Origin of the sequence: Achromobacter sp. RW408 (assembly GCF_003184165.1) — a bacterium.
GTDB classification, from domain to species: domain Bacteria; phylum Pseudomonadota; class Gammaproteobacteria; order Burkholderiales; family Burkholderiaceae_B; genus Achromobacter; species Achromobacter xylosoxidans.
The window spans coordinates 69657-84851 of sequence record NZ_QHHO01000040.1 but is presented as its reverse complement, the minus strand read 5'-3'; the positions used below and the strand labels follow the sequence as shown (position 1 = coordinate 84851).

The window sequence follows — 15195 nt, the reverse complement described above, 5'->3', positions numbered from 1 at the left end:
TTTATCTGACTGCCACTCGCAACCGTATCGCCGCGCTCTTACGGGCACCTTACGCAAAATACGGGCCATAAGCCCGTATTCCGCAGGAACGCGCGCCAATCGTGACGGCAACGGCATCGACAACCGACAACGCAATACGCAACCCGCCGGATGCCGCCGCGCCGCGAGGCGCCGCGGCGGCATCCGGGACTTCATAAGAATATCAGTTGCGGCGACCGCACGCGCCCTTACGCGGCGCGGCGCGCCAGGCCGCGCGCCATGTCCACGCGCGACAGCAGGACCAGGCCGCCGACGAAGAACAGTCCGGTCACCAGGATCGCCAGGCGGTGGTTGCCATGCGTGCCCCAGGTCACCAGACCGTAGGTCAGCGGTCCGATGACCGCGGCCAGTTGCACCGCGAACGTCCACAGCGAGAAGAACTCCGCCAGGCGCCCCGCCGGCGCCAGCGCGCCGGTCATGGCGCGGCCCGCGCTCTGGGTCGTGCCCATGCACAAGCCAGCCAGCGTCGCGGCCACCCAGAACACAGGCGCCGTCACCGCGGCGTAGGCCACCAGCACCATCAGGATCCAGCCGCACAGCGTGATCGCCAGCGCCGGCTTGTGGCCGATGCGATCCTGCACATAGCCGAACGAGAACGCGCCGGCCGCCGCGCCGATGTTCACGGTGAACACCAGCAGCATGATCTGCGGCGTGGTGAACCCCATGACCTCGGAGGCATACACCGCCGCCAGCGTGATCACGACCGAGATGCCGGCCTGATAACAGGCGATGCACATCAGCAGCCGGCGGAACTCGGGAAAATGCTGGCCTGTCTCGCGCCAGGCGTAGGCCAGCCGCTTGAGCATGGCCAGCGCCGCCTGCGGCTCGCCGGATGGCCGCGCGCGTTCGCGCAGCAGGAAGAACGAGGGCAGCGCCGCCAGCGCGAACACCGCGCAGGTCACCAGGATGACGCGCGGCACGAAGTGCTCGGCGTCGAGCCCGTCGGCCTCGGCCAGTTTCACCACCACCAGCGACAGGCCCAGGGTCAGCATGCCGCCGCAGTAGCCGAAGCTCCAGCCCCAGCCCGACACCCGCCCCAGCGCCGACGGCTTGGCCAGTTCGGGCAGGAACGCCGCCACCACGGACTCGCCGACGCAGTAGCAATAGTTGGAGACAACGATGGCGGCCAGCGCCAGCCAGACGTCGCCCGGCCCGGCCTGGGTCAGCACCAGCGTGGCCGCCACGCAACCGATGGTGCTGCTGTAGAGCAGCCGCCGCTTGCCGGCGCGGGCGTCGGCGCGCGCGCCCAGCGTGGGCATCGTCAACATGATGAGCAGGTAGGACAGCGACAGCGCCGCGGTCCAGGCCAGCGTGGCCCACGGCGCGCGGCCGCCGACCACACCGACGAAATACGTGCTGAACACCGCCGTGAGGATCACGGTGGTGTAGCCGGAATTGGCGAAGTCGTACATGGCCCAGGCCCAGACCTCGCGCTTGGCCACGCCGGGGTTCAGCGGACTGCCGTCCGCCTCCCCGCCGGCGGACGCGGCGGCGCCGGCGGGCGCCTGCCGCGGCGTTTCCTGGCTCACAGGCCCAGCGCGGCGATGCCAGCCTGGGCGATCTGGGCGTCTTCGGTCGACTTCACGCCCGACACGCCGACCGCGCCCACCACCTGGCCATTGGCCACGATCGGCACGCCGCCTTCCAGCATGCCTTCGATCAGCGGGGCCGACAGGAAGGAATAGCGGCCATTGTTGATGATCTCTTCGTAGACGCGCGATTCACGGCGGCCCAGGGCCGCGGTCTTGGCCTTGGCCGGGGCGATGTGCGAGGAAATGGGCGCGGCGTCGTCCAGTCGCAGCATGCCCAGCAGGTGGCCGCCGTCGTCCGACACGGCGATGGTGACTGCCCACTTGTTCTGCAGGGCGTGTGCCTCGGCCGCGGCCAGGATCTTCTTGACGTCTTCGGCGGTCAGCACGGGTTTGGTGTTCATTGCAGCGACTCCTTGATCTGTTCTAGGGCGGTGGGATCTTCGATCGTGGTCAGGTCGCCGGGATCACGGCCTTCGCATACCGCGACGATCGCGCGGCGCAGCACCTTGCCCGAGCGGGTCTTGGGCAACGCGCCCACGAACCGGATGCGGGCGGGCCGCGCCACGGCTCCCAGCTGATCTTCCACCAGCCGCATGATATCCGCTTCCAGCTGCTTTGCGCCCTCCGGCGTTTCGGCCGCGGCGGGATTCTTCAGCACCGCGAACGCCATCGCCGCCTGCCCCTTGAGCGCGTCGGCCACGCCCACCACCGCGCATTCGGCAATACCGCTGTGGCTGTTGACGGATTCCTCGATCTCGCGCGTGCCGAGCCGATGGCCGGCCACATTGATCACGTCGTCGGTGCGGCCCAGGATGAACCAGTAGCCATCCGCGTCGACCAGGCCCCAGTCGAAGGTGGAATACACCTGGCGCCCCGGGATCGACGTGAAATAGGTCTGGACGAAACGCTCGTCGTCGCCCCAGATGGTCGACATGGCGCCCGGCGGCAACGGCGGCACAATGGCGACCACGCCCTTCTGGTCGGGTCCCAGGTCCTCGCCGCTGGATTCGCTGACGATGCGCGCATCGAAGCCATAGACCGGGAACGACGGGCTGCCGAAGCGCGTCGGCACCTTTTCCACGCCCGGCTGCGCCGACAGGATCGGCCAGCCGGACTCGGTCTGCCAATAGTTGTCGATGATGGGCTTGCCCAGGCCTTCGGAAATCCACTGCGCGGTGGGTTCATCGAGCGGCTCGCCGGCCAGGTATACCGCCCGCAGCGAAGACAGGTCGTGCTTGCGCAGCAAGGCCGGGTCCTGGCGCTTGAGCACCCGCACCGCCGTCGGCGCCGAGAACAGCGTGTTGACGCCGAACTGCTCCACCAGCTTCCACAGGATGGCGCCGTCCGGGCGCACCGGCGTGCCTTCGTACAGCACCGTCGCCTGTCCGCCGATCAGCGGGCCATACACAATATAGGAATGCCCCACCACCCAGCCGATGTCGCTGGTGCAGAAGAACGTGTCGCCCGCCTTGCCGTTGAACAGGTACTCCATCGACGACGCCAGCGCCACGGCGTAGCCGCCGGTGTCGCGCTGAACGCCCTTGGGCTTGCCGGTGGTGCCGGACGTGTACAGAATGTAGCTGGGCTCGGACGACTCCAGCCATGCCACCGGCACGCGGGCGCCGCGCTGGGCGGCGCGCAGGGTGGCATAGTCCAGATCGCGGCCGGCCACCGGTTCGAACGGCGCCAGGCCGCGGTCGAACACCACCACCGAAGCCGGCGGCGTCTTGCACAGGGCCAGCGCCCGGTCCAGCAGCGGCTTGTAGGGCACCACCTTGCCGCCGCGCGAGCCGCCGTCCGTGCACACCACCACCTTGGGCGCGGCATCGTCGATGCGCTGCGCCAGGTTGACCGAGGCAAATCCGCCGAACACCACCGAGTGCACCGCGCCGATGCGGGCGCAGGCCAGCATGGTAAAGACCGCCTCGGGCACCATCGGCATGTAGAGCAGCACCCGATCGCCGCGCCCCACGCCCAGGTCCTGCAGCATGGCGGCTGCCGCGTTCACCTCTTCATAGACGTCCTGGCGGGTGTAGACCCGTTCGCGCTCGACCTCGGTGGAGACCCAGATCAACGCCGGCTTGTCGGCCTGGGTCGGCAACCAGCGGTCGACGGCGTTGTAACAGAGGTTGGTCGTGCCGCCCACGAACCACTTGGCGAATGGGGGCCGCGAAAAATCCAGGACGGATTCGAACGGCGTTTCCCAGTGCACCCGATCGGCCTGCTCGCGCCAGAAGGCATCGCGGTCGTGCACCGAGCGGTAATGGAAATCCCTGGTTTTTTGCATTTTTGTCTCCTGTTATTGTGCATACGCCTTATGGCTGATTGCTTTCTTTTTGAATCCTTCGGTCATTTTGGTCGGCAAACCTTGCACCAGGCTTGCCGCAGGTCAAAAAATTCTGCCACGCGTCTACGCCGCACGGGCGCCGGGCTGGTTACAGTAACGAACCAGTCTTAAAAGTTTGGTAGAATCCCCGCGAAGTTGTACACAACATATCTGTTGGTTGGCTGCTTGATTTCAGCTATTCAGGTGTTTTTTAGCGTTTTTGACGCTTTATTACCCCGAAAAATGCGAAACAGGCGGCAACCTTCCCCAGGCGAATGCATCGACACTCCAAAAGCGCGCGACTGAATTCATCCTCTGGCCAGGCGAACCGCGGTCTGCGTTTGCTGGCGCTGGTGGCGTGCGTCGCGGGTCTGGCGGGTTGTGCAAGCACCAATCAAAAGTCCACCGCCTATACGTCCGAGATCGATCCCTACGAGACGGAATGGGTTGCCACCGCCGATGATCCCATCGGCATGCTGGTGGTGCAGAAATTCAAGCGCGAGCGCCAACGCAGCCACAGCGGTGTCAGCAGCGACAACGCCATGGTCAGCGAAGCCCTGAACTACCTGGGCATCCGCTACCGCTTCGGCGGCAGCTCCCCCGATACCGGCTTCGATTGCAGCGGCCTGGTGGCCTACACCGCCGAGCGCTCGCTGGGCCTGAAACTGCCCCGCAACGCCGCCGAGATCGCGCAGCAAGGCGTTTCCATCGCCAAGAACGAGCTCAAGGCCGGTGACCTGGTCTTCTTCAACACCATGGGCCGCCGCTATTCCCACGTCGGCATCTACCTGGGCGACGACCGCTTCGTGCATTCGCCCAGCTCCGGCGGCGTGGTGCGCGTCGAGAACATGACCATGGCGTATTGGTCCAAGCGTTACAACGGCGCCCGCCGCATCGACAACAGCCTGCTCGCCACGGCTCGCGCCGCCAACTGAACCCAAGCCCGCGCAAGCATTCTCGCGCCCTCGCGCGCTGCCCGCAATCCTCCATACGGCAAAACGCCGCCGGACCATTCCAGTCCGGCGGCGTTTTACATTCCTCTTCGCGACCTTTGGGGCCGCAGGCCGTTTCGGCCTCCCCAGTAATCGGTGTGTACGGCGGTCCGTACGACGGTCAGGCGCGGTATCAGTGAACCGCGGCTCCCGCAGCTCCTGCGCACAGGCCGCATTGCTGCAGGGCCTGCTGCATGCTGCACACCGAACGGCGACAAGCCACGACACGGATGCCACCGCGCTGCGCCGCGTTGCGGAAGGTCTTCATGACGTTGTGGCCCAGGAAGTCGGTCAGCAGGATGACCAGCTGGGTGCCCGAGGGCAATTGCAACGTCTTCTTCTGATGCGAAGGATCACGGCCACTGATGTGGTGGGTGATCGAAATATTGTGTCCTTTGAGCAGATCCGGGATGTTGCCGAGCCTGTCGGCGCCCACTACCACTGCACTCAATCCTGCCGTCATGTTGAACCTCACTGGGTCGTTGAGACTGGATGTAATGATAATGATTCCTATTTTTTAGTCAACTCAAATGAGATCAGTTCTTATTTAATAATTTTTATGAGCTCGTGGAAAGGGATAGCGAGCCCCCCCTCTCCGGCCACCCGCCACGCCCCTGCCACGGGCGCGCGGGCAAAAAAAACGGCTCCCCGGAAGGGGCGCCGCCTTTCGTCCGACTGCTCCGGCGCGCGGCGGGCAGCCCTATTTCGGCGTGCCCTGCACCGCTTCCGTGACGACGGCGCGGGTCAGCGACGGCGCCAGCATTTCCAGGAACGTATAGACATAGTCCCGCAGGAACACCCCGGCCTTCACGCCGACGCGGGTGGTGTGCGTGCCGAACAGGTGCCCCACCGGCAAGCCCACCAGGCTGGAATCCCGACGCGGGTCATAGGCCACGCCCGCGATGATGCCGATGCCCAGGCCCACGTCGACGTAAGTCTTGATCACGTCCGCGTCGATCGCTTCCAGGACGATGTCCGGGTGGATGCCCTGGTTGGCAAAGACCTCGTCGATCGTGCTGCGGCCGGTGAAGGCGCGGTCGTAGGTCACGATGGGGTATTCGGCCAATTGCGCCAGCGACAGGCGCTTGGCGGCGCTGGAGGTCAGCTCGGCCAGCGGATGGTCGGGCCGCACCACCACGGTGTGCTCCCAGGCGTAGACCGGCAGGGTGGCCAGGCCGGGCGTCAGCGCCAGCGATTCGGTCGCCAGCGCCAGGTCGGCCTGCTCGTGCAGCACCATTTCGGCCAGTTGCGCCGGGCTGCCTTCGGCCAGCGACAGATGCACCTTGGGAAATTGCTTGCGGAATGCCGGGATCACGCGCGGCAGCAGATAACGCGCCTGGGTGTGGGTGCAGGCGATCACCAGGCCACCCTCGTCGCGGCGCGCGAACTCGTCGCTGACCTTCTTGAGGTTGTCGACCTCGCGCATGATGCGGTCGATGACCTGCGAAACCGCCAGGCCGGGCTTGGTCAGCCCTTTGATGCGCTTGCCGTGGCGCTCGAAGATCTTGATACCGAGCTCGTCCTCGAACTCGATGATGGCCTTGGACACCCCCGGCTGGGAGGTATAGAGCATCCGGGCGGCTTCGGTCAGGTTGAAGTCGCGCCGGATGGTCTCGCGCACGAAACGAAATTGCTGCAGGTTCATGAATTGGCCCCTGATAGACGGGCCAATTATAAGTAATAAGGACGCCTTGTTATATGACTTATTTATATAAGCTTAGGACAAGGCGTCCCTGTTTCAGCGCATCGAGATCGTGGTGTTCACGGTCTTGGCATGGGCGGACCAGCGCGCCGTGACGGTCTTGGTCTGGGTCCAGAACTGCACCGCCTGCTTGCCGTTGGGACCCAGGTCGCCCAGCTTGGAACCGCGCGAACCGGTGAAGCTGAACCATGCCACCGGCACCGGGATCGGCACGTTGATGCCGACCTGGCCGACGTCGATGTTGTTCTGGAAGTAACGCGCCGCGCCGCCATCCTGCGTGAACAGGGCCACGCCGTTGCCGTTGGGGTTGCGGTTGATGAATTCCACCGCTTCTTCCAGCGTTTCCGCGCCGACAACGCACAGCACCGGGCCGAAGATTTCCTCGGTGTAGATGGTCATGTTCTCGGTGACGCCCTCGAACACGGTCGGGCCCACGAAGTTGCCCTGCTCGAAACCGGCGACCTTCAGATTGCGGCCGTCCAGCAGCAGTTTGGCGCCTTCGTCCACGCCCTTCTGGATCAGGCTTTCGACGCGCTTCTTGGCGTTCGGCGACACCAGCGGGCCCAGGTCGGCGGCGCGGTCCGTGCCGGAATTGACCTTGAGCTTCTTGGCGCGCTCGACGAAATCAGGCAGCCAGTTGCGAGCCTCGCCCACCAGCACGGCCACCGACGAGGCCATGCAACGCTGGCCTGCGGCACCGAACGCGGCGCCCAGCAATTGGTTCAGCGCGACTTCCGGATCGGCGTCCGGCAGGATCACGCAGTGGTTCTTGGCGCCCATCATCGACTGGCAGCGCTTGCCGGCGGCCGAGGCGCGGTTGTAGATCTCGGTGCCGACGCGGGTCGAACCGATGAACGACACCGCCTTGATGTCGGGATGCTCGCACAGGCCGTTGGCCGTTTCCGGACCGCCATGCACCACGTTCAGCACGCCCGGCGGCAGGCCGGCTTCCAGCGCCAGTTGCGCCAGGAACAGCGACGAGGTCGGATCCTGCTCGGACGGCTTGAGCACGAAGGTATTGCCGCAGGCCACCGCGATGGGAAACATGAAGCACGGCAGCATCACCGGGAAGTTGAACGCGGTGATGCCCGCGCACACGCCCAGCGGCTGGATCAGGGTGTAGACGTCGATGCCGGAGGCGGCGTTCTCGGCGTACTCGCCCAGCTGCAGGTTGGCGATCGAGCAGGCGTGCTCGACCACTTCCAGGCCGCGTCCGACTTCGCCCTCGGCGTCCGGCAGGGTCTTGCCGTGCTCGCGGGTGATCATCTCGGCCAGCTTGGCGGTATTGGCGCGCAGCAGTTCCTGGAACTTCAGCATGACGCGCATGCGCAGGCCCTGGCCGCTGTTGCGCCAGGTCTTGAAGGCTTCCTTGGAATTGGCGATGGCCTCGTCCAGTTCGGCGCGCGTGGCGAACGGCACCTTGGCCACGACTTCCTGGGTGGCGGGGTTGATCACGTCGCGCCATTCGGTGGTCTTGGACTGCACGAGCTTGCCGCCGATCAATAGCGGAACGCGGGGGACTTCACTCATTTGATGCTCCTCACAACTGCATAGTCGATGCGGATGGAATCCGCGTTCTTGGATCTCGCGCGCGCGCCGCCGGGTCTGCCGGCGGCGCGCCGCGCCTTACTTCTGCACCAGCGGGCAGGCCGAATCGGCCAGCGGCTGGAAGGCCTCGGCCGCCGGGATGGTGGCCACCAGCTTGGAATAATCCCAACCGCCCTTGGATTCGGACGGCTTTTTCACCTCATACAGGTACATGTCGTGGATCACGCGGCCGTCGGGCCGGATCGAAGCATTGCGCATGATCGGATCCTTGATCGGCAGCTCGCGCATCTTGTCGGCCACCACCTTGCCGTCGGTGCTGCCCGAGGCCGCCACCGAACGCAGGTAGTGCAGCACGCTGGAATACACGCCGGCCTGCGTCATGGTCGGCTTCAGGCCGCGGAAGGCCTTCTCGAAGCGCGTCGACCACTGGCGCGTGGCGTCGTCGTAATCCCAGTAGAAGCCGTCCACGTACGACAGCCCCTGGGCGCTTTCCAGCCCCAGCGCGCGCAGGTCGGACAGGAAGATCAGCAGCGACACCAGGCGCTGGCCGCCGGCCACGATGCCGAATTCGCGCGCCTGCTTGACCGCGTTGACGGTGTCCTGGCCGCCGTTGGCCAGCGCCACCACCTGCGCCTTGGAGCTTTGCGCCTGCAGCAGGTACGAGGCAAAGTCGGGGGCGTTGAGCGGATGGCGCACGCTACCGGCGACAGTGCCACCCAGCGCCTTGACCGCCTTGGCCGTGTCGGCCTCGAGCGAATGGCCGAAAGCGTAGTCGACGGTGATGAAGTACCAGGACTTGCCGCCCGCCCTGACCGTGGCCTTGGCGCCGCCGGCGGACTGCGAATAGGTGTCGAACATCCAGTGGAACCCGACCGGCGAGCATTCCTTGTTGGTCAGCGCCGTGGTGGCCGGGCCGGAGAACATCACGACCTTGTTCTTTTCGCGCGCGATGCCCTGCACCGCCAGCGCCACGGCCGAGTTGGTCAGGTCGGCGATGGCAGTGACGCCGTCGCGGTCGAACCACTCGCGCGCCTTGGCCGCGCCCACGTCGGCCTTGTTCTGGTTGTCGGCCGACACCAGTTCGATCTTCATGCCCTTGCATTCCGCGGCCAGGCAATCGTCGATGGCCAACTGCGCCGCCGCCACCGAACCCGGCCCGCCCATGCCGGCGTAGGTGCCCGACATGTCGGTCAGGATGCCGATCTTCACGGGCGGTTTATCCGCCGCGTACGCCTGACTCAACAGGGCAGCGCCCAGACACAAGCCTGCGGCCAGCCCGCGTGCGTGCAATTCCATGGATTTGTCTCCTGAGTTTTATGCGTTATGGCGCCGTCTTTGCGGCCTGCGGCTCCTGGCGGTTGTCCCCCAGGGCTGCCGACCCAGTGTAGATGTGTGAAAATCAACAAGCAACACCAGAAATGCACATTCCTTGTGCATCAATGCACAAGCTTGTCAGGAGCGAAAAACGTGCTGGATTGGGACAGTCTGCGGTATTTCCTGGAGGTCGCCCGTACCCAGCGCGTCAGCGCCGCGGCGCGCAGGCTCGGGGTCGAGCACACCACGGTATCGCGCCGCATCCGCGCGCTGGAAACCGAGCTGGACACGCTGCTGTTCGAGAAGTCGCGCAGCGCCGGCTTCGTGCTGACCGAGGACGGCCAGCGCCTGTTCGTGCACGCCGAGCAGATGGAAAGCACGGTGCACAGCGCCCGCGAAACCCTGTCGGGGATCGGGCAGGCGCTGTCCGGCCACCTGCGCATCGGCGCCACCGAGGGCTTCGGCAGCTACGTGCTGACGCCGCTCGCCGCCGACTTCCAGCGGCGCTATCCGCACATCACGCTGGACATCCTGCCGGTGCCGCGCTTTGTCAGCCTGTCCAAGCGCGAGGCCGACCTGGCCATCACCATCGAGCGCCCCCAGCGCGGCCCGTACGTCTGCAGCAAGCTGTGCGATTACACCTTGCGCCTGTACGGCACGCCCGAGTACCTGGCCCGTCATCCATCGATCCGGGGCCGCGCCGACCTGGCCGGGCACAGCTTCATCGGCTACGTCGACGAACTGCTGTTCAGCGAACGCCTGCGCTACCTGGAAGACCTGCTGCCCGCCAGCCGCGTAGTGTTGCGCAGCACCAGCGTGGTGGCGCAATACCACGCGGCGCTGCAGGGCCAGTCGCTGGCCATCCTGCCCTGCTTCATCGCGGCGCAGGATCCGCGGCTCAAGCCGGTGCTGGAAAAGGAAGTGGAGATCACGCGATCGTTCTGGATGTACTGCCACGAGGACCTGCGCAAGCTCAAGCGCGTGACGGTGCTGTGGGAATTCATCCGCAAGTCGGTGCTACGGAACGCCGACCTGCTGGCCGGCAAGCGCGGCACCATGAAATACCTGCCCTGAGCAGGCCTGGCAATCCGGGACCGGGGCAGCCGCGCCGCAAGCGCGGCGCGGCCACCCTCGGCCGGCCGCCATGATTGCGTGGCGGGGCCGCGCTTTCCGCCCCTAGCTGTTCTTGGGCGCCTTGACCCGCAGGCGGCGCATCAGCAGGAATGCCGTGAACATGGCCACGACGACGTGGATCGCCACCGTGCCCACGCCGAAGCTGAGCTTACCATTGGAAATCCAGGCGCGCGACAGGTTGATCAGGTTCATGTAGAGCAGGCCCACCAGGCCGGCGATGAGCAGGTCGCCGGAACGGCCCAGGCGCGGATTCACCGCCCCCAGCGGGATCGCCAGCAACGCCAGGTTGAGCGCGGCCAGCGGCAGCGAAATGCGCCACATCACCTGCGACCAGCTGCTGCTGGTGTTGTCGGCCATCAGCTGCGGCGTGGTGCGGGCCTTGGACGAGCGTTCGGCGGCCGCGCGGGCCTCGGCGACCGGGTCATCGCCGCCCTTGCTCTCCAGGCGCAGGCCGTATTTCTCGAAGTGCACCAGGCGGATCTCGGGCGTGCCCGGCTTGAGGTCATAGCGGTGCCCTTCCCCCAGCACCAGGAAGCGGTCGCCATTGGGCAGGGTTTCGCTATGGGCGCTGCTGGCGGTCAGGACGCTCAGCCATTCGGGGCCGGTTTCGCGCGCGAACACATTGCCCAGTTCGTCGGTAGGCTTGGCCGGGTCCTCGGCGAAGAACACGCGATTGCCGCCAGCCGACTCCGCGAACTGGCCCGCGGTCACCTTGGACAGGTCGGAGCGTTGCTCGAAGCGTTCATGGTATTCGCCGATCTGGCGATAAGCCCACGGCGCGGCCACCAGCGTCAGGCCCGCGACCGCGATGGCCACGGGAACGGCGACGCGCAGCACCGGCTTGAGCCAGTCTGCCAGCGACAGGCCGCTGGCGAACCACACCACCATCTCGGATTCCCGGTAGTTGCGCGTGACCGTGGTGAGCACCGCGATGAAGACCGACACCGCCAGGATGGTCGGCAAGGCCGTGATGGTGGACAGCGCGGCCAGCACGAGCACGACGTCCGCCCCGATGTTGCCGCCCGCCGCCTCACCGAGCAGGCGCACCAGCAGCACGCTGAGCCATACGATGAGCAACGTGGAAAAGACAACGCCAGCGTGACTGGTGATCTCGCTGACGACAGAGCGTTTGAATAGAGACATGGGAGAATATGCGGGATAATCGACCGCATCATACAGACGCACACGGGAAACCCTCATGGAATTTAGCACACAGACCACCGCTTCCCTGCACCAGATCAAAACCGCCGCGCTGGCGGTCGGGATCTACGCCGACGGCGTGTTGAGCCCCGCCGCCGACCTGATCGACCGCGCCTCCAACGGCGCCGTGCGCGCCGTCGCCAAGAGCGAGTTCCGCGGCCGTGCCGGCTCGACCCTGGTGCTGCGTTCCCTGCCGGGCGTGTCGGCCCAGCGCGTGGTCCTGGTCGGCCTGGGCAAGCAGGACGAATACTCGGCCCGCGCCCACGCCTCCGCCGAACAGGCCTTCGCCGCCGCCTGCGTCGCCGCGCAACTGACCGAAGGCGTGTCGACCCTGGCCGCCAACCCCATCGCCGACGTGGCCCTCATCGCCCGCGCCCGCAGCGCGGCCATCGCCGCCGGCAGCGCCACCTATCACTACGACGCCAGCTTCGGCAAGCCCGACCGCGACGCCCGTCCCAAGCTCAAGAAGATCGTGCAGATCGTCGAGCGCGCCGACGCCAGCCAGGCGCAGAAGGGCCTGCGCGAAGGCGCCGCCATCGCCAACGGCATGGAACTGACCCGCACCCTGGGCAACCTGCCGGGCAATATCTGCACCCCCACCTACCTGGGCGACACCGCCAAGCGCCTGGCGCGCGAATTCAAGTCGCTCAAGGTCGAGGTCATGGACCGCAAGCAGGTCGAGGCCCTGGGCATGGGCTCGTTCCTGTCGGTGGCGCGCGGCTCCGAGGAAGCGCTGCGCTTCATCGTCCTGCGCCACGGCGGCAAACCCGCCAAGAAGGGCGCCAAGGCGTCCGACGGCCCCATCGTGCTGGTCGGCAAGGGCATCACCTTCGACGCCGGCGGCATCTCGCTCAAGCCCGCCGCCACCATGGACGAAATGAAGTACGACATGTGCGGCGCCGCCAGCGTGCTCGGCTCGTTCCGCGCGCTGGCCGAACTGGAACTGCCGCTGGACGTGATCGGCCTGATCCCGGCCTGCGAAAACCTGCCCAGCGGCAAGGCCAACAAGCCGGGCGACGTGGTCACCAGCATGGCCGGCCTGACCATCGAGATCCTCAATACCGACGCCGAGGGCCGCCTGGTGCTGTGCGACGCGCTGACCTACGCCGAGCGCTTCAAGCCGTCCACCGTCATCGACATCGCCACCCTGACCGGCGCCTGCGTCGTGGCCCTGGGTCATGTCAACACCGGCCTGTTCACCAAGGACGATGCGCTGGCCGAGGCCCTGTCCGCCGCCGGCCGCCAGTCCCTTGACACCGCCTGGCGCATGCCGATGGACGACGCCTACCAGGATCAACTCAAGTCCAACTTCGCCGACCTGGCCAACATCGGCGGCCCCCCGGCCGGCGCGGTCACGGCCGCCTGCTTCCTGTCGCGCTTCACCAAGTCGTACCGCTGGGCCCACCTGGACATCGCCGGCACCGCCTGGAAGAGCGGCAAGGACAAGGGCGCCACGGGCCGTCCCGTGCCGCTGCTGATGCAGTTCCTGCTGGACCAGGCTTGAACCGCCGCGCACGGAAACCGGCATGACGCGCATCGATTTCGCCTTCGGCGCGCCCGACCGCCTGCGCATGGCCTGCCAGGTGGTGCGCAAGCGCTACCTGGCGGGTCAGCGGCTGGTGGTGTACTGTAAGGAAGGCTCGCGCCTGGCGGCCTTCGATCGCATGCTCTGGGCCTTCGACGACACCTCGTTCGTGCCGCACGTCCTGGCCAACGATCCGCTGGCGGCCGAAACGCCCGTCATCCTGACCGCCGGAGATCCCTGGCAGGCGGCCCAGGCCGCCGTCGCGGACGGCCAGCCCCAGCCCTGGCTGCTCAATCTCGACGATGCCTGCCCCCCGGGCTTCGACGCCTTCGAGCGCCTGCTCGAAATCGTCTCCGACGATCCCGACGACAAGCAGGCCGCGCGCCAGCGCTGGCGCGCCTACCAGGGCGCCGGCCATACGCCGCAGAGCCACGACCTGAGCCAGCGCCAGTCGGGCGCCTGAGCGCCCTTTACGCCCCTCGCGCCGCCCCGGGCGGCGCCATCTCGATCCTCGGGAGCCCCCATGCCCCACCACCCTTCCGATCCCGGCATCCCCACCCTGACCCAGCGGGCCGAACCGACGCTGTCGCCATCCGCGCCGCCGGTCGGCGCGGCGCACGGCGCCACCGATGCGTACCCCGATGACGCCTTTCCCCTGCTGACGGAAGTGGCCGACGCGGATGTCCCCGTGCTGACGGATCCGGCCGGCGGCGACGATTTCCCGCTGCTCACCGACCCCGTCGACGACCACGGCGTGCCGCTACTCACGGACGCCCCGGATGACGGCGCCGGCACGGCCATGCCGTCCGACACGCCCCCGCCCGCGATCCTGGCCGCCCGCCTGCAGGCGGAAGTCGAGCAGGCCATGCGCGCCGCCCTGGCCGACGCCATCACCCGGATCCAGGCGCACATGGACGAAGAACTGCCCCGCATCGTCGCCCGGGTGCTGCGGGACGTCAGGCCAGGTTGAAACCGGCGCAAGCGTCCCCATAATGGGGTCATACCGCAGGATCATGCGGGTCCGCCCGATGCGTTAATTCCTTCGAAAACTGGATTCTTCAGGGAACTGTAAGGTATCCTTGGCATCTAAGCCTTCTAGGCAAATCAATTTCTGCCGTACACAGGAGTCCTCCATGAACGAATATCGTCCGTCCCCCTTCAACCGTTCCGGCGCCCTCGCCGGCGCGCCGGGCGAGGTCGTGCGCAACAAAGTGCTGCGCAACACCTATTGGCTCCTGGCGCTCTCGCTGATCCCGACCGTGCTGGGCGCGGCCGTCGGCCTGTACACCGGCATCAACCGGGTCATGGGCGCCAGCCCGGGCCTGTCCGCCATCGTGTTCCTGGTGGGCGCCTTCGGCATGATGTTCGCCATCGAGAAGAACAAGAACAACTCGCTGGGCGTGGTGCTGCTGCTCGCCTTCACGTTCTTCATGGGCGTGATGCTGTCGCGCCTGCTCGGTTTCGTGATGGGCTTCAGCAACGGCTCGCAGCTGGTCATGACGGCCTTCGGCGGCACCGCGATCGTGTTCGGCACGATGGCCACGCTGGCCACCACCATCAAGCGCGACCTGTCCGGCCTGCAGAAATTCCTGTTCATCGGCGCCGTCGTGATCCTGGTGGCGGCCCTGGCCAACATCTTCCTGCAGCTGCCCGCGCTGATGCTGACCATCTCGGTGCTGGCCATCGTGATCTTCTCGGCGTTCATGCTGGTCGACCTGCAGCGCGTCGTGAACGGCGGTGAAACCAACTACGTGTCCGCCACGCTGGCCATCTACCTGGACGTCTACAACGTCTTCTCGAACCTGCTGATGCTGCTGGGCATCTTCGGCGGCAACCGCGAATAAGCGCGCCGCGCTACAGTCGCAAGGGCCTGCATGCAACAT

14 protein-coding genes are annotated in these 15195 nt (G+C 66.5%); 6 read left to right on the top strand and 8 right to left on the bottom strand.

The window, feature by feature from the left end; all coding sequences use genetic code 11:
• Positions 1-227: 227 nt before the first annotated feature.
• The 3 genes from DK459_RS07990 to DK459_RS07980 are packed head-to-tail and all read right to left on the bottom strand — an operon-like array spanning position 228 to position 3858.
• Positions 228-1568 carry an MFS transporter gene (locus DK459_RS07990; protein ID WP_006389320.1) on the bottom strand — a complete coding sequence of 447 codons (1341 nt, stop codon included), beginning with the start codon at positions 1566-1568 and terminating at the stop codon, positions 228-230.
• Positions 1565-1972: a heme-binding protein gene (locus DK459_RS07985; RefSeq protein WP_024068118.1), complete on the bottom strand. Its 408-nt coding sequence runs from the start codon at positions 1970-1972 to the stop codon at positions 1565-1567. The genes DK459_RS07990 and DK459_RS07985 overlap by 4 nt, the downstream gene beginning before the upstream one ends.
• Entirely contained in the window at positions 1969-3858 is a 1890-nt protein-coding gene (locus tag DK459_RS07980; RefSeq protein ID WP_006389318.1) for a propionate--CoA ligase, read from the bottom strand. The genes DK459_RS07985 and DK459_RS07980 overlap by 4 nt, the downstream gene beginning before the upstream one ends.
• 314 nt (positions 3859-4172) lie before the next feature.
• Here DK459_RS07980 and DK459_RS07975 point away from each other — a divergent pair, with 314 nt between their 5' ends.
• Positions 4173-4832, top strand: a complete 660-nt coding sequence (locus DK459_RS07975; RefSeq protein WP_026382559.1) for a C40 family peptidase — start codon at positions 4173-4175, stop codon at positions 4830-4832.
• Positions 4833-5022: 190 nt separating this feature from the next.
• Here DK459_RS07975 and DK459_RS07970 read toward each other — a convergent pair whose 3' ends face one another.
• The 4 genes from DK459_RS07970 to DK459_RS07955 all read right to left on the bottom strand — a co-directional run bounded on the left by DK459_RS07970 (position 5023) and on the right by DK459_RS07955 (position 9435).
• Positions 5023-5352, bottom strand: coding sequence for a DUF2325 domain-containing protein (locus tag DK459_RS07970; protein ID WP_006389316.1), 330 nt, complete (start codon positions 5350-5352; stop codon positions 5023-5025).
• Between the two features lie 237 nt (positions 5353-5589).
• On the bottom strand, positions 5590-6534 hold the full coding sequence (locus DK459_RS07965; RefSeq protein ID WP_006389315.1) for a CysB family HTH-type transcriptional regulator: 945 nt from the start codon (positions 6532-6534) through the stop codon (positions 5590-5592).
• A 93-nt stretch (positions 6535-6627) separates the two neighbouring features.
• Entirely contained in the window at positions 6628-8121 is a 1494-nt protein-coding gene (locus DK459_RS07960) for a CoA-acylating methylmalonate-semialdehyde dehydrogenase (protein WP_006389314.1), read from the bottom strand.
• A gap of 96 nt (positions 8122-8217) precedes the next feature.
• Positions 8218-9435 carry an ABC transporter substrate-binding protein gene (locus DK459_RS07955; protein ID WP_006389313.1) on the bottom strand — a complete coding sequence of 406 codons (1218 nt, stop codon included), beginning with the start codon at positions 9433-9435 and terminating at the stop codon, positions 8218-8220.
• Positions 9436-9606: 171 nt separating this feature from the next.
• Between DK459_RS07955 and DK459_RS07950 the strand changes: the two genes are divergently transcribed.
• The gene (locus tag DK459_RS07950) at positions 9607-10527 is read left to right on the top strand and encodes a LysR family transcriptional regulator (protein ID WP_054499405.1); all 921 of its coding nucleotides are present in this window, start codon (positions 9607-9609) and stop codon (positions 10525-10527) included.
• 102 nt (positions 10528-10629) lie between these two features.
• Here the strand turns inward: DK459_RS07950 and lptF are convergent, their stop codons facing one another.
• On the bottom strand, positions 10630-11730 hold the full coding sequence (gene lptF / locus DK459_RS07945; protein WP_026382561.1) for an LPS export ABC transporter permease LptF: 1101 nt from the start codon (positions 11728-11730) through the stop codon (positions 10630-10632).
• A gap of 55 nt (positions 11731-11785) precedes the next feature.
• Here lptF and DK459_RS07940 point away from each other — a divergent pair, with 55 nt between their 5' ends.
• The 4 genes from DK459_RS07940 (at position 11786) to DK459_RS07925 (ending at position 15156) form a co-directional block, all read left to right on the top strand.
• Positions 11786-13291: a leucyl aminopeptidase gene (locus DK459_RS07940; protein ID WP_054496679.1), complete on the top strand. Its 1506-nt coding sequence runs from the start codon at positions 11786-11788 to the stop codon at positions 13289-13291.
• Between the two features lie 22 nt (positions 13292-13313).
• Positions 13314-13775, top strand: a complete 462-nt coding sequence (locus DK459_RS07935) for a DNA polymerase III subunit chi (protein WP_020924681.1) — start codon at positions 13314-13316, stop codon at positions 13773-13775.
• A 60-nt stretch (positions 13776-13835) separates the two neighbouring features.
• Complete coding sequence (locus DK459_RS07930; RefSeq protein WP_054437432.1) at positions 13836-14282, top strand: hypothetical protein; 447 nt, start codon at positions 13836-13838, stop codon at positions 14280-14282.
• A 163-nt stretch (positions 14283-14445) separates the two neighbouring features.
• A complete protein-coding gene (locus DK459_RS07925) occupies positions 14446-15156 on the top strand; it encodes a Bax inhibitor-1/YccA family protein (protein WP_006389307.1) in 711 nt (236 codons plus the stop codon).
• Positions 15157-15195 lie beyond the last annotated feature (39 nt).